This is a genomic window from Legionella sp. PATHC039 (assembly GCF_026191275.1).
GTDB lineage: Bacteria > Pseudomonadota > Gammaproteobacteria > Legionellales > Legionellaceae > Legionella > Legionella pneumophila.
Genome location: NZ_JAPHOP010000001.1, coordinates 2,962,725 through 2,986,144, shown reverse-complemented (window position 1 = coordinate 2,986,144; position 23,420 = coordinate 2,962,725). Strand labels below are relative to the sequence as shown.

Here is a 23,420-nt window from a genome sequence, read left to right as displayed (position 1 = left end):
ACTACTTTCCTATTTTTTCAATTTTCGTTTTTAATTTTAAACCCGGCTTAAAGGTAACAACCCTTCTAGCTTCCACAGGAATTTCTTCACCTGTCTTTGGATTGCGGCCTGGCCTTTGTGGTTTATCTCTCAAAGTAAAATTACCAAAACCGGATAATTTCACATGCTGACCATTTTCAAGAGCATGACGTAATTCTTCGAAAAAATTTTCAACCATTTCTTTAGCAACAGTTTTATTTAATTTTAATTCGTCACACAATGTTTCTGCCATTATTGCTTTGCTTAGTGCGTTCACGATCATTCCCTCAAAAGGATTGAAAATTCATTTTCCAGTTTCTTGATTATAGCACTAATTGTTAAATTGATCTCGGCATCCACTAAAGTTCGAGTATCGTCTTGTAGTGTCATAGCCACAGCAATACTTTTTTTATGTTCTGGAATACCTTTACCCATATACACGTCAAATACGTTAAACGATTTTAACCAATCCTCTTTAACTGTATTTTTGATTACTCGCTCAATCTGCATGGCACTTATCTGCCTATCAACCAGGAAAGACAAATCTCGCCTTATTTGTGGATATTTGGAAATAGGCTTATACAGAGAAATAGTCGGATTGATTAATGATTCAAGATTCAATTCAAACAAAACCACATCCTGGTCAAGATCAAAGGCATCCGACAATCGAGGATGCAGCACACCGATCCAGCCTGAATGCTTGCCGTTAATCACAATCTGAGCTGACTGGCCGGGGTGAAGCGCATGATGAGATGATTGAATAAATTCAACATCATTCAGCTTCAATGAAGCAAACAAGGATTGTAAATCCCCTTTTAAATCATAAAAATCAAATAAACGGGCAGATTCACTCCAGTTCAAATTGCCTTGCTCCCCCATTAACAAGCCAGCAATACATGAACGCTCCTTTAATTGCCCTACGTCCAAATCAAAAACCACGCCTATTTCAAAAAATTTCACTGCGGTTTGTTGTCTGTGGCTATTATAAATCATAGATGCAATTAAGCCTGGCCACATTCCCGCACGCATTTGCGATAATTCAGAGGAAATTGGATTAAGCAGTTCCATAAACTCCTTTTGTGGATAAAGCGCTTCCTGCAACTCAGGATCGACAAAACTATAACTGATGGTTTCATGGTAGCCTTTGGCACTAAACCACGATGAAACGTGTGTCGCAATTTTTTCCTTGGCACTGATTAAACCAGATTGTACTGATGTTTGCATTGGCTGAGCTTGTAACTTGTCATAGCCATATAAACGAATAATTTCTTCAACCAAATCAGCATCTTGTTGCAAATCGACTCGATGAGAGGGAATGGTGACCTCAAAAAAATGATTGGTTTCTTTGGTGATGACAACACCTAAACCTTCGAGCAAATTTTTCATTTCGTTTAGAGGGATGGACAGCCCAGTTAACTTTTTCACTTTTGTCGTATCAAATAAAAAGGAAACCGTACCTGGCAAAAACTTTTTGTCAAAAGACTCTATCACTGGCCCAGGTTCGCCTCCTGAGATAGATAAAATCAATTCCGTCGCTCTTTCAAGCGCCTTTGATTGCAAACAAGGATCCACTCCCCGCTCGAATCGTTGTGACGAATCACTGAATAAGCCATATTTTCTGGCAACTCCGGCAATCGTCACCGGATTAAAATAGGCGCTTTCCAAGAAAACATGTTGTGTCTGCTCTTGAACTGCGCTATTAGCTCCTCCCATTATTCCGGCCATAGCCAAAGGTTTTTCTTTATCAGCGATTACCAACACATTGTCGTTTAATACAACTTCTTGACCATCCAATAATTCTAATTGCTCGTCTGAAGCGCTACAACGTACATTAATTTCACCGTTAATTTTTGATAAATCAAAAGCATGCATGGGTTGTCCAAGCTCGAGCATGACATAATTCATTACATCCACTACAGGGTGCAATGTTCTAATGCCGCCTCTACGTAAGCGCTCAGCCATCCATAATGGCGTTTTCGCTTCAAGATTTAAATTACGGATAATTCGACCGCAATATCGGGGGCATCCCTCGGAATAAATTAAATTCACTCGAAGACCATCATCCATGGCTGGCGGCACCGTAACTATTGGTTGCTCTATTAAGGGTAATTTATTGAGAACAGCCACTTCCCGCGCGACACCTAAAATACTAAAGCAATCAGCGCGATTCGGAGTCAAATCAATATCAAATACATGGTCATTAAGAGCAAGATACTCGCGTAAATCCATTCCAATTGGTGCCTCATCACTCAGCTCCATTATCCCCTCGGAATGTTCTGCCAGTCCCAGTTCTGTCGCAGAACACAACATGCCCTGAGACAATTCTCCGCGCAATTTGGATTCCTTAATTTGCAAACCGCCAGGCAAGCGTGCCCCAATCATGGCCAGGGCAACTCTCAAACCAGGCCTCACATTAGCCGCACCACAAACAATTTTCAGAGGCTTGTCTTTATTGATATTCACTTCACATAAGGTTAATTTATCAGCATCTGGATGAGGCTTGGTATTTAGGACTTCAGCAACAATGACATGAGTGAATTGGCCAGCTACAGGATTCACTGCGTCGACTTCCAAGCCAGCCATGGTCAATTGCTCAGCCAGTTCTTGTTCAGTTAATGAGAAGTTTACCCATTCTCGTAACCATAACTTACTTACTTTCATTTAAAGTCCTCATCTCTGTAACTGTTCATTTGGCTCAAAGTTTCCATCCGTTAATTTTGCTCTCTTTATGATAATTGAGATAAAATTACTGATAACTATTTGCCTGTATCAACTACATAATAAAATATTATTTTTAGTATTCATGGGAATTATCCCGGGCTACAATTTAGTCTAATCTGTATCATTTATGTACCATATGAAAGACAATCATAAAGAAACATAAAAATAAAATCCGGGACTCATTATTTTTATAATGGTTAAAACTGCCGTAAAAAAGTTAAATCATTTTCAAATAACATACGCAAATCATCTATGCCATAATAAAGCATTGCCAATCTATCCATACCCATGCCAAAAGCCCAGCCATGATAATCATTCGGATCAATGTTCACTGCGATTAAAACGTTAGGGTGGACCATACCACAACCCAGTACCTCAAGCCAGCCTGTAAACTTGCAAGAGCGGCAACCCTTACCATTACATTGAGTACATTCTATATCTACTTCTGCGGAAGGTTCGGTAAAAGGGAAATAGGAAGGTCTGAATCTTAATGCCAATTCCCGACCAAAAAAATAAGCGAAGAAATCTTGCAACAAACCCTTTAAGCCGGCCAAAGTGGCTTGCTTATCGATGAGTAATCCCTCCACTTGATGAAACATAGGGGTATGGGTTACATCCGAATCACAACGATAAACTCGACCAGGAGCAATTAAACGAAAAGGTGGCTTACGCTGCTCCATTGTCCTGATTTGCACAGGAGAGGTGTGTGTCCTCAACAAGCGTCCGTCTCCAAAATAAAACGTATCGTGCATCGCACGTGCAGGATGATGGCCAGGGATATTTAATGCTTCAAAATTATAAAATTCTGTTTCAATTTCAGGACCTTCAACAATATCAAATCCTAAACGACTAAAATAATCATTAATTCTATGCTTTACCTGAGTAACAGGATGTAGGGAACCTGTGGAATGATTGCGACCTGGAAGAGTAACGTCGATTTGCTCTGCTGCCAGCTTGGCTAATAATTGTTTTTCTTTCAGCTCGATCATTTTTGTTTCAATCAAAGCACTAATTCCCTGCTTTGCTTGATTGACCAATTGACCTACCTTGGGTTTTTCCTCTGCAGACAAATTAGCAAGTCCTTTTAGCAATTCGGTGAGCTTGCCTTTCTTGCCCAAAAAATCAACACGAATTTGTTCAAGAGCAACTGTATCCGTGGCTTGTTTGATTGCTTCGTAAGCTTGTTCTTGTATGGTGTTTATAAGTACCAACATAGTTCTACCCACAAGTAAAAAGGAGGCCTTAGCCTCCTCAATAATTTTTATTTTACAAACCGGCTTTTATTTAAGATTGCTATTCCGAATTGTGATTTATAAACGAAAGGCAATAACAAATAAAGCGGGCTGAAAATTAACCAGCTAAAGCTGCTTTGGCTTGTTCTGCAATAGCAGCAAAGGCAACTTTATCATGAACCGCCATATCAGCTAGGATTTTCCGATCCAGCTCAATGGAAGCTTTTTTCAAACCATCAATCAAGCGGCTGTAGGATAACCCACATTCACGAGCTTGAGCATTGATACGAGTAATCCATAAAGCACGGAATTGTCGTTTTTTCTGCCTTCTATCTCGGTATGCGTATTGACCAGCTTTAATTACAGCCTGTTTAGCAACTCGATAGGTACGGCTACGGGCACCATAATAACCTTTGGCCTGGTCTAAAATTTTCTTGTGACGCGCTTTTGCTGTCACACCACGTTTTACTCTTGGCATCGTTCAATCTCCCCGTTAACTACCGTGCAACATACGTTCAGCCAAACGCGCATCGCATGGCTTCAAAGTACCTGCTTCTACACGCAAATGACGCTTCTGCTTAGTAGATTTTTTAGTGAGGATATGATTTCTGTAAGCGCCGCGACGTTTAATCGCTCCACTCGCTGTCTTTCGGAAGCGTTTAGCTGCTCCACGATGTGACTTTAACTTCGGCATAACAATATACTCCGCATTCGTTACTTGGTTTTTTTGGGTGATAATACCATCAGTAATTGTCTTCCTTCACGTTTTGCATGCTGCTCCACTATAGCTACATCAGCCGTGTCGGCTTGCAAACGTTCCAAAATCTTCATACCGAGTTCTTGATGAGCCATTTCACGACCGCGAAAACGCAATGTGATTTTGACTTTATCACCATGATTGAGGAAACGGATCAGGTTGCGTAGCTTGACCTGATAATCTCCATCTTCCGTCGTAGGACGGAATTTTAATTCTTTGACCTGAATTTGTTTTTGCTTCTTTTTTGCTTCAGCTTGTTTTTTACTCAGTTCAAAGAGAAACTTACCATAATCCATAATACGACAAACAGGGGGTTTGGCTGTTGGAGATATTTCCACCAAATCCAATCCGCTTTCTTCTGCTGCCCTTAACGCTTCTCGCGTTGATACAATTCCTGCCTGGTTACCATCGACATCAATTAAGCGTACCTCAGGTACAGTGATCTGTTCATTAATTCGTGCGCGATCATTTTCACGCTTAGTTGGTGCACTAATGGTTTAATCCTCCAGTTCGTTTATTTATATTGATCCTTTACGGATAATTTCTTGCGTTAAGGTATCACAAATTGTATCTATTGTCATCACACCCAGGTCAATGCCATCTCGAGTGCGAACAGCTACCTGACAATTTTCAACCTCTTTATCGCCAACAACCAATAAATAAGGAATTTTTTGTAAAGTATGCTCGCGAATTTTAAATCCAATCTTTTCATTTCTCAAGTCAAAATTGGCGCGAATCCCTCTTTTTTGCAAAGTTTTCCTCACTTTTTCGGCATACTCATTCTGCTTCTCACTAATAGTAAGCACAACCGCTTGGACCGGAGATAACCATAATGGCAATTTACCTGCATAATGCTCGATTAATATTCCCATAAATCGTTCGAAAGAACCCAAAATGGCTCTATGCAACATCACCGGTGTTTGCTTGCTTCCATCTTCAGCAACATAGCTTGCCTCAAGGCGTGCAGGCATAGAGAAATCCACTTGAATCGTTCCACACTGCCAAATTCTACCTAAACAATCAGATAGAGAGCATTCAATTTTGGGTCCATAAAATGCTCCTTCTCCAGGCGCATCCACCCACTCAATATTTCTTCCCAGCATAGCCAGTTTAAGGGCGGTTTCCGCTTTATCCCAAACGTCATCTGAACCGACTCGTTTTTCAGGGCGCAAAGCCAATCGGTATTTTATTTCAGTAAACCCAAAGTCCTTATATACGGATTGCACTAACTCCAGCATCATAGCCACTTCAGATTGAATCTGATCCTCAGTGCAAAAAATATGAGCATCATCCTGCACCATATTGCGTACCCGCATCAACCCATGCAGCGCGCCTGATGGCTCACAGCGATGACAATTCCCAAACTCAGATAGTCTGAGAGGAAGATCCCTGTAACTTTTCAAACCATGATTATAAATTTGAACGTGGCAGGGACAGCTCATAGGCTTTACTGCATAATGTCGATTCTCTGTTTCGGTAACAAACATTTCATCTCTAAAGTTCGCCCAATGACCTGATTTCTCCCATAACGATCTATCTACTAATTGCGGTGTTCTAATTTCCTGATAACCAAAATCGACCAGGCGATTTCGCATGTAATGCTCTAGCTCTTGATAAATAGTCCATCCTTTGGGGTGCCAAAAAACCATTCCCGGAGCAATATCCTGGAAATGAAACAAATCCAGTGCCTTGCCTAATTTACGATGATCACGTTTTTCTGCTTCTTCCAAACGAAACAAATATTCTTCCAGGGATTTTTTATCAGCCCAGGCAGTGCCGTAAATTCGCTGCAACATTTCGTTATTTGAGTCACCACGCCAATAAGCGCCAGCTACTTTTGTCAATTTAAATGCTTTTAAAAACCCAGTGGAAGGGACATGTGGACCTCGACATAAATCTTCAAAATCACCTTGCCTATAGAGAGAGAGCGCTTCATTTTCAGGTATATCAGCAATAATTTTTGCCTTATATTCTTCGCCTAAACCTTTAAAATATTGTATTGCTTTATTTCTAGGTAATTCTCTACGAGTGATTGAAAGATTAGCCTTTGCCAGCTCATGCATCTTCGCTTCGATTAAACTCAAATCATCAGGAGTAAACGAGCGCTCAAAAGCAAAATCATAATAAAACCCGTCTTCTATTACAGGACCTATAGTCACTTGAGCTGATGGAAATAAGGCTTTTACAGCCTGAGCTAATAAATGAGCGGTAGAATGCCTGATTATTTCAAGACTGTCTTCATGTTTCTCGGTTACTATAATCAAAGAGCAGTCTTCTTTTATAAGATAGGATGTATCCACCAAGACGCCATCGACACGGCCTGCTATCGCTGCTTTAGCTAATCCAGGGCTAATGTGATGTGCCACATCATAAATAGTGAGTGGCGCTTCAAAATGTTTTACATTTCCATCTGGTAATTTAACATTTGGCATAATCTTATCCGTCTTTCCATCTTTCAGGTTCTTGTTAAAAAAAAACCCTGCATGGCAGGGTTTAAACCTTTAATAATTCAGTGCAGTAGCTTACCAATTAGAGATTCTACTAGAAATCCAGGAATTATGGTAGGCACGAGTGGGATCGAACCACCGACCACCACCATGTCAAGGTGGTGCTCTACCACTGAGCTACGTGCCTATAATTCAACCTGAATGAAAATTGGCATGAATTATACACATAAGATTCATGGAAATGCAATCCTCCAAAACATATCATTTTTATCTAATAAAAAAGCAAGATAGCATGACATTAAAATTTTGGATGAGATTGGCCTATCAATCTTGCTTTTTAACTCTTTTGCAAATGCAACCCTTCTTAACCAAACCGCAAAACACTATTGCTTTCACCCAAATGCATTCATGCAAGAAGAATAAAGAGCATGAAAAGCTAATTCCAACTCTCTTGGAAACAAGGTAAAATGATAAAGCCTCCGTTAGCGTTTAAAATATTATGTGGTTTAAAATCATACATTCCCAGGTGGAAATAGCTATTTATGCCAAACCGAACGCCAAGAAGACAAAACTCATGGCCATTTCTGATGATAGGCTGCATATTGCGCTCCATGCCAAACCGCAGGAAGAAGAAGCGAATAATGAGCTTTTATTCTTTGTATCCCAATTTTTTAAAATTCCAAAAATACAAATCGAGCTAATAAAAGGAAAAAGTAGCCGTCATAAGCTGATAAGATTATCCTTATCAGAATCTGTCTTCTGCTTTCTAAATAATCCAAAAATCTAGAACATATCACCCTTTAAAACTTAGAAATGGCCCGAATGAAGGGGTTCATTCAAGCCAAGCAATGCGAGGTTAACCGCTATGGTTAAACCACTTTTTCTATTGATTGGACTACCCTGTGATACTTGTTCCTTCAAGTAACATCAGCGTCCAATATTTGGACTTAAAGAAACGTGTTATAACGTTCCAATACCAATTATAATTATTTGATAATAAATATCAACAAATGATTTCCAAAAGAAACAATTTATTTCCTTTAAATGGATGTATTTGCAGGTTTAACTACCCTTTGCTACACTTTTGCCACTTTTTAATCTCTTAAAATTATTACTCCAATATGGAAAAAGTTAATTTGACAAAACAGTTTGCTTACCGTTTGCGTGATGCCATGATTGCAGCAGGGCATAATTCTCAACGCTCTCCATCAGGAGTATGTATCCATAAATTAGCTGAAATGACAGGTTACTCTTTGCAAATATGCAGAAAATACCTTCGTGGAGAGGTCATTCCCGATCCAGTCAAGCTGGTAGAAATTGCATCTAAACTAAATGTTTCGCCAGGATGGCTTTTGTTTGGTGAAACCGCTAATGATCCTGGAACATCTAAGGAACACATCACGATAAGTAAAAGTTTACTCCATCATATTTTTACAAAAGCAGCTTGTCTATATAATCGTGAGCTTGTGGAAGATGATGTGTCCGACTTTTTGATGGATTTGATCAATGACATTAGTCTCATCAATGCCAACGAACAACAGTCCAAAAAAATAATTGATTTAGCTATCTCTTCAGTGAGCCATTTTAGACACTCGCAAGGAACGTAGAGTAAGAAATTTTCATGGAAAATAACCCAAAATTATGTGATTTATTCAATAGCAAGCCACAAATCTTGTGCCTTTACTCGTGAGTTATTTTCTACTCATCAAGAAGATTTTTAAAAAATAGGGCCATATTCCTCCAATTTGCTGCATCCATTTTTTAGTTATTATGAAGATTTTCCTTCTCAATATTTAATTTTAAACTCACAATGAACAATAAACGCCCATCCCGACTTTGTAATGAATTACTTGATTTTTAAAGAACTCGATAATCTACTAACGTACCTCAATTTTTTCGAAGCATTTTGTGCGCATTTTATGGCTATCTCTAAAACGCAGCGCTTCATAGAGAGTCGGTCATTTGCCCAGAAACGCCTGATTAAGAATAGTAGTATTCTGGTCTACACTCAGCGAACCTGATACTGCTTTTGGTTTCCCGAGCAAGCTCAGTTTTATTAAACTCTCCTTAATTTTACAATCGAGAATATCTGTTGCCAATTCAGGTGACGTCTTAGGGATTTTGTGTTTTAAAGTGTATTCATCCGAATCCAGCACTTTATACCTTGATATATTGCGAAGAAGGCTTTCACTTGCTGTTTTATCCACATTGGTGTGTCGATTTTCAGTCAAAAACTGGAAGGCCTTGTTAATTTGCTCTTCCTCATCCACTCTTGAGTATTTTCCACACAGAGTGTCCAGATTATATACATAAGTTAATGGGCTTTGAAAAGGATCATGTCCATGAACATACGTGACAAAATAACCATTGTATTTTCCTGGTCGAGCATTCTCTACTTCTTTGCTTTCATTCCAGCGATTCCATACTAAATAAATTAACGGCGATGCGTTTCTCTCTTCATCAGTCATATTGGTTGGATCGTTAATTTCATTATTCTCAAATAACAAATGCAGCATGTTGTTCTTCATATAAATTTGCAATTGGGCATTAAGTTGGTTTATGGTTTCAGCCAATGCTTCTTTGGTGGAATCATTATAAGCGACACCCAACTGAGAAGCTGCCATTCGAATGCTATCAAAGCGTATGGGAGCATGGCTATACAAGGTAATACCGTCCTCGCATAGAGAAAAATCGATTATTTTTAAAGTTGGTTTATAAGCTCTCTCGACTAAACTTCTCAAATCCTCCTGGGTAATGGCACTTTGCTCCAGTAATAATTGGATACCCCAGAATGATTTAATTTGTATATCCCCAATATAACCTTTGGGTTTAAATGGTTGACCGATTGCAAGTTTTTCATAAGCATGAATAAACTCGTACCCATGATTGGATAAAATGATCTTGATTGCTATCTGATGTTGATAAAGGAAGTCCAGTATTCTTAAAGTGAAATAATCACAACTCCCCCGATCGGCCACCTCATCACCCAGCAATCGAATAAGCGTTTTAATATCATTAATTTCTATCTGCGTCATGAACTTATTAAATCGCTCAATACATGATGGCAGCCTTGTTTTCAACCCACTTAATTTTTCTTCCAGGCCAGCTTTACTCTTTTCAGCCATTTGTAAATTGGCCTCTATTGGCTTCTTAAGTTGCAATAATGATTGAGAAAACTCTTTCTGATGGTCTATGGCAAGTGATAATTTTTGCTCAATGTCTAAAATTCTTTGCTGTGCGTTAGTTATTTTTATTTGTATCAATTGAAGAAGTGTACGAATTTCCAAATATTCTTGAACCATATCGTCATATTGTTCATAAATTGTTACAAATTGCTGGTAAGCTTCGTGGAAATTGCTAATCTCTGGTTTAAATTTAATTATTTTATGACGGAAAAGAAAATGGATAAGCTTGATTGCATTGCCATGCAAGTCGCCCAGTGAAATAGAACCTAAATTATCTTCCAATTCATTAGGATAATTGTATATATCGATATTCTTGTTAATGAGACGTTTTGGCATTCCCTAGTCCATGTAAAAAACTCCCCTTCAAAATAAGGGCATACTCAAAGTCGACAATAACAAATATTCACTTTTCATGTAATAACATGGAAGTATTAAATTCATGCAATGAACTCCCACTTTAATTGCCCTGGAATAGCAGCAAACAAGATAAATTATTGAACAATTTTTATGGGTTTGGGGAAACGTGAACCTTCATATCTATTCTCATTAAACAATCATCTAACCAAAAACCCTATCTGCTATACTTAAACAAGGAAAATAATAGTCAGAGAAAGGAATGAGATTATTATCTTTTAAAAAATCCAAAATTGTTTCAATTGGAACTGAATTGGAGTTTCAGATTATTGATTGCAGTTCATTGTCTCTGGTTTCTCGTTCAAAAGAATTGATGAGAGCCTTAAAAGACATGTACTATCGCGACCAAATTAAGCCGGAAATTACGCAAAGCATGATTGAAATCAATTCATCAATTCATCAATCCGCTAAAGAAATGTATGACGAACTGTTAGAGCTACAAAAAATTTTAGTAGAAACTGCTGCAAGCATTGATATTGCTTTTTGCGGCGGAGGGACATACCCATTTCAACAATGGACCATGCAAAAAATTTTTCCATCGAAACGATTCAAAAAAAATTTAACCAATACCGTTATCTCAGCAAGCGTGCTACTGTTTTTGGACAACATATTCATATCGGCTGCCCAACAGGAGACGATGCTATTTATTTAACTCATGCCTTGGCAAGATATGTCCCCCACTTTATTGCAATCAGCGCTTCATCGCCTTTCTATCTGGGTATTAATACAAATTATTGCTCATCACGTTCGACTATTTTTAATGCTTTTCCATTAAGTGGTGTCATTCCCTACCTGAGAAATTGGCAAGAATTCTCTGATTATTATCGCAAAATGTATCGTTGGAAAATCATTGAAAATATGAAAGACTTTTATTGGGACATTAGACCAAAGCCAGAACTTGGTACAATAGAAATAAGAGTCTGCGACAACCCTTTAACTCTTAGAAAATCGATTCTTATTACTGCTTATATTCAAGCATTGGCACTCTATCTCCTCGAAGAAAAACCTGTCCAGCTGTCTCATGATTTATACTATGTCTATAATTACAACAGGTTCCAAGCCAGCAGACATGGTCTGGAAGGAGAATTAACTGTCACTGATAAAGACAGGTCCATACCTATCATGGATGACATTCTTGAAACAATAAAAAAATTGAACAATACATTAATGGACTTGGAAACAGCGAATATATTGAGGAACTGTGTAGTGATGTCATACAAAACAGTAAAATTGCCAAATTGTCTGTTATTGGTCCTGACTCGTTGTTTGCCAGCACGGCCTGTTTTCTGAGTGACACTAAATTTTCAATAACATTTATTACCTGCGAATCAGCAACTTTATTAAAAATATCTGAAACCGAACTTCAATATTTCCAAAAAAATAAACCCATGATCTGGTACAAATTATTTAATTTGATATGTGGATCTATCATTTCCCTAGCTCGCTCCTTAAAAAAATTGGACGTGGGACTGAACATAGAAAAGTAGTTACTGATCAAAACGTGCATCCATTTCTCTATCCAGTAACCAGTATTGCTTTAGCACATGATGGTATGCTCCATAACTTTGAAACTATGCGCTATGATCTGCTGAAATATGTTAAAACGGAATACAGAAAATATATTAAAGGAACTACAGATAGTGAGTGGATCTATGCTGTTTTTCTTTCTCAATTAGAAAATCCTAAGGGTCATTTCGATGCCTTTGAAATCATAAATGCTGTGATTGCCACTTTAAAAATTTTAAAGACGGTACACCAACAAAACAACATAGTCATTAAATCGCCAGTTAATCTTTTTTTGACCAATGGTGATTTTATTGCCGCGACTCGATTTTGTTTGGATTACGGCTGGAAACCCAAAGACGCTCCTCAATCGACATATTTCACCTACCATTCACTATGGTACACTTATGGAGAACGATATGGATTTTATGAAAATGAATATAAGATGAAGGGGGAACCATTAATTCAAGCATTATTATTGCGTCTGAGCCATTAACTGAAAACACAACAACCTGGCTTGAGGTCCCGGAATATACTTTGATTTTTGCGAATCAAATTGACGGCGAAATCAAAATTACTTCCCAGGATATTAACATTTGAAATGCTCTATATTTAGCATCCCAAGACACTGTCTCATCATCTCCTTGTGCCTTTCATCACTTCATTCCAAAATTTTCTGGTAATAGAGAAAGCAAGAAAGGTAATTGAATACCCCGCTCAAGTGCCTAAAACAAGGTGTCCAACATTCTGTTTTCATAAGGTATAAAATCGGCATTCCACTTGATACGATTCATTAAATCAGGATTAGCAATAAATGGCCTTCCCAAAGCAATTAAATCGTATTTTTTATTTTGAATATCTTTTCTTGCCTGATGAAGCGTGTAGCTACCGCTGGCAATTATGGTTCCTTTAAAATGAGCTCTCATAAATTCTGTCATCGTTTTGAACCCTAATTCTTTGAATTGAATACCGTCATCAAAATTACCTGTATGCACATAAGCTATTCCATAGTGATTTAATTCCTCCAATACATATTGGAATACCATGGCATCTCGCTCATCTCCGACAATTTCATTTAGATAAGCTCCGGGAGAAAGGCGCAATCCTACAGATTGCCCACCTATTTCATTGATACAGGCTTTTACCACTTCCAGCGCAAATCGCCCCATATTCTCTGGATACTGTCCATACTGATCATGACGTTGATTGGTATGATAATGTAAAAACTGATCAATCAAATAACCATTGGCACCATGAATCTCAATGCCATCAAACTCGGCTATCATCGCTCTTCTTGCAGCCAACGCATAGTTTTGGATTAACTCATTAATTTCCTCTAGTGTAGCCGCCCTTGATTTTCCATAATAAAGATCATCGGCACGCCGGACCTTACCTGTCATCATCGTTTCTGAAGCAGAAATTGGTAAGTTACCATGTAAAAAAATCGGATGAGATACCCTGCCAACATGCCAAATTTGCAAAAATATTTTCCCTCCCAGTTCATGCACAGCTTCAGTTACCATTTTCCAACCGTCAATATGGGTTTGCGTAAATATTCCTGGAGCATTACTATAACCTTGTCCATCAGGGCTAATAATAGTGCCTTCTGTAATAATCAACCCGGCATCAGCCCTTCGAGCATAATAATCTGCCATCTGCTTGGTTGGACTGAAATCATCGTTAGCCATATTACGAGTCATGGGAGCCATAATGACTCTGTTCTTTAGTGTAATTTTCTCATTAAGCTGATAAGGACTTAAAATTAAATCGGAGTTAACCATGATAAATCTCCTGCATGTCATAACAATATATTGGAATATCGCAAATATTCGATTTATTAAAGCAAAATTTTTTAAATCATAACTTTCAATTCTTTTATAAATTCATTAATTAGGTTTGCATTCGCTTTACAATAGGTCCACTGTCCTCTACGCTCAGTGAATATTAAACCAGCTTGTTGTAATTGTGATAAATATTGAGATACCGTGGATTGAGATAAGCCTGATTTTTTTTCTATTAAGCCAACACAAACACCATCTTTGCTCACATCACAGTGCGACGAACTGAAATGTTTATCTGGCTCTTTTAGCCATCTGATTATCTGTAATCGCTTTTCATTAGAAAGCGCTTTTAATATATTTATTACGTTCATATTTTATATTATATCGTTTTATTGCGATATGTCAATTTAGTGATTACCTATGGTCATGTTTGTTGAAATTTCAAATAACCTGCCCGATACCAATACTAAAAATAAGACGAATGGGAGAGATAAATGCTCAATATGGATATTTTGAATATTAATCCTGAAACAGTTCCTGCGATAAATAGTATTGCAAAAAAGCTTGTTGATTTAACTATTTTACATTCTCAAAATTTATTTTAAGAGCCTTTAAAATCTATTTTCATTCAGGCAATTTATCAAAACTTTTCATGACGGATTCATTAAACTCTTTCATTACATCACTTTCATAAAAATCTTTTTTAAATTCTTCATCCTGAATATCAACCATTTTAACTAATGCGTCCAAGCTCTTGATTGCTTCATTTATTTCTTCAGATAATTTTGATAATTTTTGAAAATAAACTTCTTTATCATCTCCATTATAAGATGAAGGATCATTTAGTTTCATATCAACTTCGCTTTTCATTTCCCTGAGCTTTCTATCCAATTGAATGATGCTCTGCGGCGTATTTACATCAAAATGAGTTAATTCTTCTTGCGATTGATTATCGATCGTATTATTCATCAATTTGCTCCTGCCAAAATAATTTAAACCTTACTATTAAATTCTAGTCGAAGTACAGCATTTCTTCATTTGTACTATTAGTGCTATCATTGTCTTTTTAAATAGCAGCAAATCATATGTTACTTCATTATCTTTTTATTGTGGGGATTTGTGTAGAGGCGATTACAGGAGCCCTGGCAGCAGGACGTAAAAAAATGGATTTTTTTGGGGTGCTACTTATTGCGTCAATCACTGCACTGGGAGGAGGTACCGTAAGGGATACATTATTTAACACTTATCCACTGACCTGGGTAGCTCACCCGGAATATCTTTTATATACCTCAGTATGCGCTTTTCTAACTATTTTTATTGCTCATTCACTGGTTAGAATAATGAAAGTATTCTTAATTCTTGATGCCCTTGGTCTCTCAACTTTTGTTATTATTGGTACACAAAAAGTTCTCGCTCATGGTATGCCACCAAGTGTTGCAGTAATCAGTGGAATGATTACCGGGATTTGCGGGGGAATGTTGCGAGATATTTTATGTAATGACATTCCTCTGGTTTTAAGAAAAGAATTATATGCTGTTATTGCCCTGGCTGGTGCGCTTCTGTTTATAACATTAGACTATTTTCATATCCCTCATAATTTAAATATCATTATCACTTTGTTATGCATTTTTACCGCCCGCTTATTGGCTATTTTTTTTCATATTGAAATTCCAATTTTTGATTACTCAGAGAGTATAAAGAGGAGAAAAAAATAACGTTATTTTTTCATTAAAACACTTAAATAATGATGTTAATCTCTTAGAGATACCCCATGATATTTTGCCTCTGAAAAATGGCACGCTGTTTTACAAATGCGGCTTCTTGCATGCATAAGGAAGATCCCTCTTCCATACTTGGGATGAAATTAAAGAAAATATACTTTTGCCATGGAAAACCTATGCTATTTCAGCCATATATTTTCTCGCTAAGCCAATTCTCTAACCTCAATGATGCTTATTTCTTCTACAGGAACATCTGCATGACCATTTCGTTGGCCTGTTTTCACTTTAGCAATGGCATCAACCACATCCATCCCTTCAACTACTTCTCCAAATACGCAGTAACCGTAACCTTGAGGGTGATCACCGCTGTAATTCAGAAAACCATTATCCGCAACATTAATAAAAAATTGGGCTGTTGCAGAATGGGGATCCATTGTTCTCGCCATTGCGATGGTTCCACGTTTGTTAGGTTTCGCTCCTTTTGCTTCATTTTGAATTGGAGAGGCAGTTGTTTTTTGCTCCATATTTGTCTTCAAACCGCCGCCTTGAATCATAAAACCATCGATAACACGATGGAAAATCGTGTCATTATAAAAACCTTTACGCACATAATTTAGGAAGTTTTCTGCAGTTAATGGGGTATTTTCTGTATCTAACTTGATATGAATATCACCCATGGATGTAGAAATTAAAACCATTATTTCACCTCTTAATATTAAATAATTTAGGAATTTATTATCAAATGACGCATGTGATTACAAACATCATGCAAAACATGAACATTATGGATGCTTGCCAAAGCAGTAAATAAATTAGCTTTTTGTTTTGATAAATGATGCAAATAGGATCTTGAATAATTAAGACAAGTATAACAAGAACAACTCTCCATAACAGGTGCCAAATCATCAGCAAAACATGATTTCTTTATTTGAATTCGTCCATTTTCATGTTCGCTTTGAAATTTTAGCCAATTCCCTTCTCTTACCAATTTACCACAATATAAGGCACCATGCCGGGCATTACGTGTTGGTGCAACACAATCAAACATATCGATACCTTCTGCCACCACATCCAACAGATCTTGAGGTGACATTCCAACTCCCATAGTATAACGTGGCTTATTGCCCGGAAGATACTCATACACCCAACGAATGACTTCCACTGTAGTATTCATATCAAAGCCTACAGTTTCTCCACCTATTGCAATACCATCCGTATTCATTGCAGAAACAAAATCAGCACTTTCTCGACGTAAATCTTGAAAAACTCCTCCTTGCACAATGCCAAATAAAGCTTGTTTATATCCATATCGAGAGTTGGGATATTGTTGATGGTAGTCAATCGATTGTTTTAGCCATCTGTGGGTCCGCAACATGATTTGACTTACTTCATCCTTGGAGCAGCTGTCAGGAGTACACTGATCAAATGCCATTATAATATCGGCACCAATTATTTTCTGGGTCTCCAGAGACATTTCCGGGGTCATATGGATAACCCCCTTACTGCCAGGCAATATAAAATGAGCACCAGATTCATCTATAGAACAAATTTCCTTGTTCTTCGATAAACTAAAAACTTGAAAACCACCGCTGTCTGTTAGCATAGGTCCATGCCACCCCATAAAGCGATGCATCCCCCCTGCATTTTCTATCACCTTCATGCCAGGCGCACACAACATATGATAGGTATTACCTCCCAGAATAATTTGAGTACCCGCAGCAGACAGTTCTGATGGCGTCATGTTATTGACCCCTGCACGGGTTCCAACTGGCATAAATACCGGGGTAATAAATTCACCATGAGGCGTAACCACACGTGTAACACGAGCTTTGGTACCCGAATGCTGGTAAAGTACTTCACATGAAAAAGTGTTCATTCGCAGAAACGACAAGATAAAACAAAGAATGATAACGAAAGCACGCTTTTAATGCCAGGAATTAATTGATCGTTCGGGTTCGAAAAAACAGAAAAAGCCCCATTATCGCCATAAACAGAAAATACATGGCAGCCCAGCCAGGCATAGAAATTCCAAACATAGTCCAAGTCACTTCAGCACAATCCCCTGCTCCCCAAAATAGGGCTTTAGCAACAGTTTGCCATGGAAAATACTGAATTAATACATCAAGCTCAGGCATGCAAGCAGGAGCTTGATCTGATGGTAAAGATTGCAACCACAATTGCCTTAAAGAGAAATACAAACCGGCACACGCAACCAGAAACTGCATCAAGCTTAGTATATGCGCTTTTTTCACGGTTCCCAGAGACAATCCCATTAATCCTAACAAAATAAATACACAAACTCGTTGCATCAAGCACAAAGGACATGGTTGTAGCCCAACAGCATATTCAAGGTAAAACGAAGCGAATATTACCAATACTGTAATAATTGCCTGAAAAGATTGTATTTTTCTGTAAGTAAGCTTTTTCATGATTTCGGCAACATATATTGTATTGCGGCTTTTAATTCAGCATCAGAACAATCCATACAAGTACCTTTTGCTGGCATGGCATTTAACCCTTTGATTGCAGAAGCGAGTAAATCATCTATTTTTTTACTTGCCAATCGAGGTTTCCAATCGGCCTCCGATTGAAATTTAGGCGCCCCTGCCAATCCACCCCTATGACATACGGAGCAATATTTATCATATATATCTTGGCCTGGTTCTTTTTTGCTCTTGGAATCAACAACAGTCGTTTTAGTCGCTCCAGCTTCTATGCTATTCCCCTGTTCCTCTTGAACTCGAACTTTCCCAACCGGTTGAATTCTTTGTAAAATTTGTTGCTCATCCACCTCGTCCATTGCAAAAAGCATGATTGAAAAAAAAGACAAGATTAGCGCAATATTCAACCTCATATTTATCCGTCCTCTAATAGTTAATTTAAAAATCATACCGACAAGTGACTTTTTTTTCCAGAAAGATTTCAATAAGCCCAACGATTTATAAAATCATTAACTTAATACTTAGACTTTTAATGAAAAGATCCTTCCACTATGAACCATTGTGCTAAACTGCACACAAGGAAAAATAATCTGAGCTATGGATGAGCAATACAGAATACCAAACAATTGATAACGAGACTCAATATATCAATGGAAAAGAAAAATATCAAAACCATGCTTATCCTGAGTGCATCAATTATTCCATGGAAAAATATTACGAGGGGCGAGTCAATAAATCTTGGCAAGGGAAACACATACTTAAAGGCAAAACCCCGACTGCAAATTCACTGATTTTTTCGAGCAATGATTATTTAAACATCAGTCAACATCCGCAATTAATTAAAGCGCAAATTGCTGCGATGCAAAAATATGGTAATGGTCAAATGCAATCCGCTGTATTTTTAAATAACAGCTCTTTTTTACTCAGCCAATGTGAAAAGAAATTCAGTTCCTTTTTAAATTATTCTGCGGCCCTGCTCACTCAATCAGGCTGGAGCGCTAATATTGGTCTCATACAAACCCTGGCCAAGTACAATACACCAGTGTATCTGGATTTTTATGCCCATATGTCTTTTTGGTCTGGTGTAAAAGCAGCAAGAGCCAAACCTATACCGTTTCTACATAATTCAGTCGATTCACTAAAAAAACGAATTGAACACCATGGACCAGGAATAATTGCAGTAGATTCTATTTATAGTACGCTGGGTACGATTAGCCCATTGGCTGACTATGCTGACATTGCAAGAAAATTCAAATGTTTACTCATCGTCGATGAATCTCATTCATTAGGTACGCATGGTTCGCAAGGCAAGGGAATGGTGGCTAAACTTGGATTATCAAGCCAAATAGACATCATAACAGCAAGCCTGGCTAAAGCCTTGTCAGGACGTGGAGGCATCATTACAGGAGATAGGCAACTTATAGAATATATCAGATATTCATCTCTGCCTTCTATTTTTAGTTCTGCTTTAATGCCTCATGATTTAGCAGGATTTAGCGCATCATTAGAAATTATTACTCAAGAAGAATGGAGAAGAGCAAAATTACAAACCAATGCTGATTTTTTACGAGAAGCCTTATCATATGAAGGAATTAATATAGGAAGTAGTGGCTCTCAAATAGTCCCTTTAGTGACAGGCAGCGAGGCTAACACGCTTTGGTTAAGGGATGAGTTAGAAAAAGAAGACCTCTTTGGAGCCGTGTTCTGTTCACCCGCCACTCCGAAAAATAAATGCCTGATTCGTTTATCCATCAGCGCGCATCACGAAAAATCGGACTTGCTCAGAGTGATTGAGTGCCTGGCCAAACTTGCAAGAAAAAGACCCGATATTCCTTTGTTTAAGGGTAATTAACAAGACTTCTGATTATTGGTAGCTCATTTGAACACTTACCATTTCAAATAAGAATTATGTGCTCCTTACGTAGAATTCCTATTAATTCAGAAACATTTCTTCTGCATCCAGCTCTTCCAGGTATTGGTGATAAGAAAGAATTTTATCCAGGCGTACATCAAACAAAACAGCCCCTTGCACATAAGCATAAAAATAGGTTTCATCAGAAACAAATCGGTTGGCAGGAACCAAACAATTCGACCACTCATTCCATTGAGGTGACACTAAATTAGATTGCCAAAAACAAGGAATTTTTTCTCCGTTATGCAATTGGTCCAATACATCTCCACTAGCTCCATTATCCAAAGCCAAATCATAGTGTAACTTCATATCCGCTTCGTTTTTCACGATTAAAAAACTGATGTTGGCATCATCATCCAGCATCAAAAAGCTACCTGAGTTATCGGCCAGATAAAATTCAACGATTCCCTTTTCCCTGCATAAACGCCAGAATAACTCAGCATATTTTTTGTCATGTAAACAATTTGGGGATGTCACCGAAAGCATACGTACAATCATATCAGACATGCTTTGAAAATATTGCAACTGCAAATCATGGATACTTTGAATAATGAGACTGGCGACATCCGGATCACTCTTTTTGATGTATCTATGAATTAATCCTTCATTAAAAGCAGCGATTGCCAGCTTCTCATCTGCTTGCCCAGTTAATAATATTTTTTTAATATTAGTATCTTCGATTCGCCTGCAAAACTCTAATCCATCCATGCCTGGCATTGCATAATCAACAACGACTACTGAAATTTCAGAAAATCGTCGAGAGTTATAAACCTCGGCATGAATAGCAGCCAAATCAAGATTAATGGTATGATTAGTTAATGGGCAATTTTTTGCTTCTGTGTATTCGCTGAGACAACGTTCACTTAATAATTCCAGTTCACAGCGTTTTTGTTTAATGCAATCCAAAGCTTCAAAAGGGGAATCAAATACACGGTACGCCAAACCTTCATCCAGCTGCAATACGAAATTGAGCAAGAAATCCCGACTGTCGTCGACAAAAACCGCAGTGCTTGGAAAGTAACAGGTAGGTATTGAGAAATGTTGCATGGCTCCTCCTGAGCAAAACGTTCCAAAGTTATATCCTTTCTATGAACTTCAAATAACCTGTGGCTCCATCATCAGAACCTGGCTAACTTGTGAATAAAGTAACATGATTGTTTATTATAACCAAATTATTTACGTTTTATATTCACCGGGCTTTTTGGAGTGAGTATTCAAAATAAGAGTTCTTAAAATCAAAGCTCAAAATTAGACAAGTTATTGAAGATAAGTCTATATTATTAAATAAGTACCTTATCTTAGCTAAGAAATCAAAAAAGGATATTGATATGGCTAATTCACAAGAATTTTACCAACCTCCAGTGGATGAGTTAAAACGAAACTGGGGATGGATTTTAGGATTTGGAATATTTTTTCTTATCCTTGGCTGTGTTGGTCTTGGAATGGTAGTTGGTCTAACCTTGGTAAGTATGTTCTTTTTTGGTGCCTTATTAATTATTGGGGGAATAAGTCACATCATAGACGTGTTTAAATACAAAGAATGGAAAGGAATGATATGGCAGGCGCTTATTGCAGTCTTGTATATTGCGGCGGGATGCATTGTTTTGTATGACCCGTTTTTAGCATCCACTCTAATCACAGCTTTTCTGGCAGCGGTGCTTATTGTAATTGGTTTAACAAGAATGATTATGGCTTTTGCCTTAAAAGATTCCAAAGGATGGGGATGGTTGTTATTGGCCGGAATCACCGCCATTATTCTTGGGGTATTAATTCTAATGCAATGGCCTGTTAGCGGGCTGTGGATCATTGGGCTTTTTATTGCGATTGAATTGATCGTCACTGGTTGGACATATATTTTTATCGCTATCTCAGTAAAAACGGCCAAACTCTAGCGGAAGAGAATCACTGGGGCTCTCTAACTCAATACCATACTGACGTCTTTTAAGACGAATGATGGTATGTTCAACAGAAAACCAATTTTAAACCGAGCCTGGAAAACTCAGTATAAACAAAGCGTATTCGCCCTCTTTAGATTCACAAACAATATCACCACCAAACGCATTCATAACTAATTTACAAAATGATAAACCAATGCCTGTTCCCATAAAGGTAGTAGTATAGAAATGATTAAATAATCGATTTAATTGTTGTTTGCTCATCCCTTTTGCTGTGTCTTTAAAATACAAATAATGATACTTATCGCCAGATTCAGTCCAAATATTAATCTCCCCACGCTGTGCCATTGCGATAACATAAAGTGCATTTTTTATTAAATTAAATAAAATATGCTGCATTAACAACTTGGAGCCTTTAAATTGAAAATCACCAGTCCATGTGATTAATGTTCTTTCTCTTGGTGACTGAAATGGGTATCTGGTAATAGCCTCAGACAAACATTCTGCTATAGAACAAGTCTCTAATATGCAATTTTGCAAAATATTATCGCGACTTGCCTTGACTAATAACATATCAATGATCGTATTAGCATAATCAATTTCACTAACAATTCGATTGCTGACTCCCCCAAGCTGTAATAACAATCTGTCACGTAAAGGTGAAGATATTAACTCTTGTTTTTTAGCCAATTGATAACCATCAATCAATCTTGGCAAATATTGGACTAAAGCTTGAGCGCCGCTCTTTATTCCTAACAATGGTGAACGTAACTCATGTGCAATCATGCCTGCAGCAGCAGCCATGCCAGCCAATTTTTGTTGTTGCAACATGGCTGTTTTATAATTTAAAGTAGAACCTGCAATAATGGTAAATATGATCACCAATGTCATTTGTATATGCTCTTCTCCAAAATACATTTGCGGAGAAACAAGATAATAACTTACAAGAGCTAAACTAAACCCCAGTATCAGCACAATGGATAAACTCAATAAATCAACGAGCAATACAAGTAAAAATACACCACACAACAAAGACATCGCAGAAATAACGCTTGCTTGATTCGTTAAAAATAAAAAAGTAAAAAAATATGGCAAAGTAAACAAAAGAGTTAAAAACCAATACCAAGATAAATATTGCTTCCATTTTAATGGCCAATAAGGAGTAAGCATCAATCCCAAACCTAAAAAGCTTCCAATAAGACGGAGTGGCAGGTTTTCATAAGGCTGAGGCAACCAGAAAGCCCAAATAACATAAAATAAAGGAAATCCCACAAAAGCTATCGCGCCTACTGCAACCAATTGATGAGCAGAATTAGACAAACTACGCTGCATTGATTCATCTAAATGTTTCACTATTTTTTTTAGTTGTGACATTCCTTATCCTTAAATCAAG

General features: G+C 37.6%; 23 protein-coding genes, 1 tRNA gene and 2 pseudogenes. 8 read left to right on the top strand and 18 right to left on the bottom strand.

Annotated features, from left to right (window positions below):
- Window position 1 precedes the first annotated feature (1 nt).
- The 8 genes from OQI99_RS13600 to OQI99_RS13565 form a co-directional block, all read right to left on the bottom strand.
- Window positions 2-295: an integration host factor subunit alpha gene (locus OQI99_RS13600; protein WP_027220024.1), complete on the bottom strand. Its 294-nt coding sequence runs from the start codon at window positions 293-295 to the stop codon at window positions 2-4.
- A gap of 2 nt (window positions 296-297) precedes the next feature.
- Window positions 298-2,679 (bottom strand): phenylalanine--tRNA ligase subunit beta, encoded by a 2,382-nt coding sequence (gene pheT / locus OQI99_RS13595; RefSeq protein WP_265732158.1) that lies wholly within the window; start codon window positions 2,677-2,679, stop codon window positions 298-300.
- A gap of 257 nt (window positions 2,680-2,936) precedes the next feature.
- Window positions 2,937-3,953, bottom strand: coding sequence for a phenylalanine--tRNA ligase subunit alpha (gene pheS, locus OQI99_RS13590; protein ID WP_265732157.1), 1,017 nt, complete (start codon window positions 3,951-3,953; stop codon window positions 2,937-2,939).
- 136 nt (window positions 3,954-4,089) lie between these two features.
- The gene (rplT, locus tag OQI99_RS13585) at window positions 4,090-4,449 is read right to left on the bottom strand and encodes a 50S ribosomal protein L20 (protein WP_010948412.1); all 360 of its coding nucleotides are present in this window, start codon (window positions 4,447-4,449) and stop codon (window positions 4,090-4,092) included.
- A gap of 15 nt (window positions 4,450-4,464) precedes the next feature.
- Window positions 4,465-4,665, bottom strand: a complete 201-nt coding sequence (rpmI, locus tag OQI99_RS13580; protein ID WP_011216579.1) for a 50S ribosomal protein L35 — start codon at window positions 4,663-4,665, stop codon at window positions 4,465-4,467.
- A gap of 20 nt (window positions 4,666-4,685) precedes the next feature.
- Entirely contained in the window at window positions 4,686-5,222 is a 537-nt protein-coding gene (gene infC / locus OQI99_RS13575) for a translation initiation factor IF-3 (protein ID WP_032829658.1), read from the bottom strand.
- Between the two features lie 24 nt (window positions 5,223-5,246).
- Window positions 5,247-7,160: a threonine--tRNA ligase gene (gene thrS, locus OQI99_RS13570; protein ID WP_265732156.1), complete on the bottom strand. Its 1,914-nt coding sequence runs from the start codon at window positions 7,158-7,160 to the stop codon at window positions 5,247-5,249.
- A 127-nt stretch (window positions 7,161-7,287) separates the two neighbouring features.
- A tRNA-Val gene (locus tag OQI99_RS13565) sits at window positions 7,288-7,362 on the bottom strand.
- A 312-nt stretch (window positions 7,363-7,674) separates the two neighbouring features.
- Between OQI99_RS13565 and OQI99_RS13560 the strand changes: the two genes are divergently transcribed.
- Window positions 7,675-7,962: a DUF167 domain-containing protein gene (locus tag OQI99_RS13560; protein ID WP_265732155.1), complete on the top strand. Its 288-nt coding sequence runs from the start codon at window positions 7,675-7,677 to the stop codon at window positions 7,960-7,962.
- A 334-nt stretch (window positions 7,963-8,296) separates the two neighbouring features.
- On the top strand, window positions 8,297-8,782 hold the full coding sequence (locus OQI99_RS13555; protein ID WP_061514475.1) for a helix-turn-helix domain-containing protein: 486 nt from the start codon (window positions 8,297-8,299) through the stop codon (window positions 8,780-8,782).
- A gap of 351 nt (window positions 8,783-9,133) precedes the next feature.
- Here OQI99_RS13555 and wipA read toward each other — a convergent pair whose 3' ends face one another.
- The gene (gene wipA, locus OQI99_RS13550) at window positions 9,134-10,696 is read right to left on the bottom strand and encodes a Dot/Icm T4SS effector WipA (RefSeq protein WP_265732154.1); all 1,563 of its coding nucleotides are present in this window, start codon (window positions 10,694-10,696) and stop codon (window positions 9,134-9,136) included.
- 280 nt (window positions 10,697-10,976) lie between these two features.
- Here wipA and OQI99_RS13540 point away from each other — a divergent pair.
- The 3 genes and pseudogenes from OQI99_RS13540 to OQI99_RS13530 all read left to right on the top strand — a co-directional run bounded on the left by OQI99_RS13540 (window position 10,977) and on the right by OQI99_RS13530 (window position 12,773).
- Window positions 10,977-12,064 (top strand): annotated as a pseudogene (locus OQI99_RS13540) (YbdK family carboxylate-amine ligase).
- Window positions 11,980-12,261 (top strand): annotated as a pseudogene (gene legN, locus OQI99_RS13535) (Dot/Icm type IV secretion system effector LegN); the annotation flags it as partial. The pseudogenes OQI99_RS13540 and legN, both read left to right, overlap by 85 nt.
- Window positions 12,192-12,773: a class II glutamine amidotransferase gene (locus OQI99_RS13530; protein ID WP_265732152.1), complete on the top strand. Its 582-nt coding sequence runs from the start codon at window positions 12,192-12,194 to the stop codon at window positions 12,771-12,773. The pseudogene legN and the gene OQI99_RS13530, both read left to right, overlap by 70 nt.
- 229 nt (window positions 12,774-13,002) lie before the next feature.
- Here OQI99_RS13530 and OQI99_RS13525 read toward each other — a convergent pair whose 3' ends face one another.
- The 3 genes from OQI99_RS13525 to OQI99_RS13515 form a co-directional block, all read right to left on the bottom strand.
- Window positions 13,003-14,058 (bottom strand): alkene reductase, encoded by a 1,056-nt coding sequence (locus OQI99_RS13525; protein ID WP_265732151.1) that lies wholly within the window; start codon window positions 14,056-14,058, stop codon window positions 13,003-13,005.
- Between the two features lie 71 nt (window positions 14,059-14,129).
- Window positions 14,130-14,429, bottom strand: coding sequence for an ArsR/SmtB family transcription factor (locus OQI99_RS13520; protein WP_011947628.1), 300 nt, complete (start codon window positions 14,427-14,429; stop codon window positions 14,130-14,132).
- A gap of 253 nt (window positions 14,430-14,682) precedes the next feature.
- The gene (locus OQI99_RS13515; RefSeq protein WP_265732150.1) at window positions 14,683-15,027 is read right to left on the bottom strand and encodes a hypothetical protein; all 345 of its coding nucleotides are present in this window, start codon (window positions 15,025-15,027) and stop codon (window positions 14,683-14,685) included.
- A 116-nt stretch (window positions 15,028-15,143) separates the two neighbouring features.
- Between OQI99_RS13515 and OQI99_RS13510 the strand changes: the two genes are divergently transcribed.
- Window positions 15,144-15,773 (top strand): trimeric intracellular cation channel family protein, encoded by a 630-nt coding sequence (locus tag OQI99_RS13510; protein WP_010948424.1) that lies wholly within the window; start codon window positions 15,144-15,146, stop codon window positions 15,771-15,773.
- A 209-nt stretch (window positions 15,774-15,982) separates the two neighbouring features.
- On the opposite strand, the gene OQI99_RS13505 is transcribed toward OQI99_RS13510, so the two are convergent.
- The 4 genes from OQI99_RS13505 to OQI99_RS13490 form a co-directional block, all read right to left on the bottom strand.
- Entirely contained in the window at window positions 15,983-16,477 is a 495-nt protein-coding gene (locus OQI99_RS13505) for a peptidylprolyl isomerase (RefSeq protein WP_014844810.1), read from the bottom strand.
- A gap of 26 nt (window positions 16,478-16,503) precedes the next feature.
- On the bottom strand, window positions 16,504-17,655 hold the full coding sequence (gene tgt, locus OQI99_RS13500; RefSeq protein ID WP_265732149.1) for a tRNA guanosine(34) transglycosylase Tgt: 1,152 nt from the start codon (window positions 17,653-17,655) through the stop codon (window positions 16,504-16,506).
- Between the two features lie 61 nt (window positions 17,656-17,716).
- On the bottom strand, window positions 17,717-18,208 hold the full coding sequence (locus OQI99_RS13495) for a disulfide bond formation protein B (RefSeq protein ID WP_265732148.1): 492 nt from the start codon (window positions 18,206-18,208) through the stop codon (window positions 17,717-17,719).
- Window positions 18,205-18,633: a c-type cytochrome gene (locus OQI99_RS13490; protein WP_061514629.1), complete on the bottom strand. Its 429-nt coding sequence runs from the start codon at window positions 18,631-18,633 to the stop codon at window positions 18,205-18,207. Before OQI99_RS13490 ends, OQI99_RS13495 begins: the two co-directional genes overlap by 4 nt.
- Window positions 18,634-18,821: 188 nt before the next feature.
- Here OQI99_RS13490 and lqsA point away from each other — a divergent pair, with 188 nt between their 5' ends.
- Window positions 18,822-20,072, top strand: a complete 1,251-nt coding sequence (lqsA, locus tag OQI99_RS13485) for a quorum-sensing autoinducer LAI-1 synthase LqsA (protein ID WP_265732147.1) — start codon at window positions 18,822-18,824, stop codon at window positions 20,070-20,072.
- A gap of 81 nt (window positions 20,073-20,153) precedes the next feature.
- Here lqsA and OQI99_RS13480 read toward each other — a convergent pair whose 3' ends face one another.
- Window positions 20,154-21,179, bottom strand: coding sequence for a response regulator (locus tag OQI99_RS13480; protein WP_265732146.1), 1,026 nt, complete (start codon window positions 21,177-21,179; stop codon window positions 20,154-20,156).
- 281 nt (window positions 21,180-21,460) lie between these two features.
- On the opposite strand from OQI99_RS13480, the gene OQI99_RS13475 reads away from it, so the two are divergent.
- Complete coding sequence (locus OQI99_RS13475; RefSeq protein ID WP_061514632.1) at window positions 21,461-22,024, top strand: HdeD family acid-resistance protein; 564 nt, start codon at window positions 21,461-21,463, stop codon at window positions 22,022-22,024.
- Between the two features lie 87 nt (window positions 22,025-22,111).
- Here the strand turns inward: OQI99_RS13475 and OQI99_RS13470 are convergent, their stop codons facing one another.
- Window positions 22,112-23,401 (bottom strand): sensor histidine kinase, encoded by a 1,290-nt coding sequence (locus OQI99_RS13470; RefSeq protein ID WP_061514633.1) that lies wholly within the window; start codon window positions 23,399-23,401, stop codon window positions 22,112-22,114.
- Window positions 23,402-23,420 lie beyond the last annotated feature (19 nt).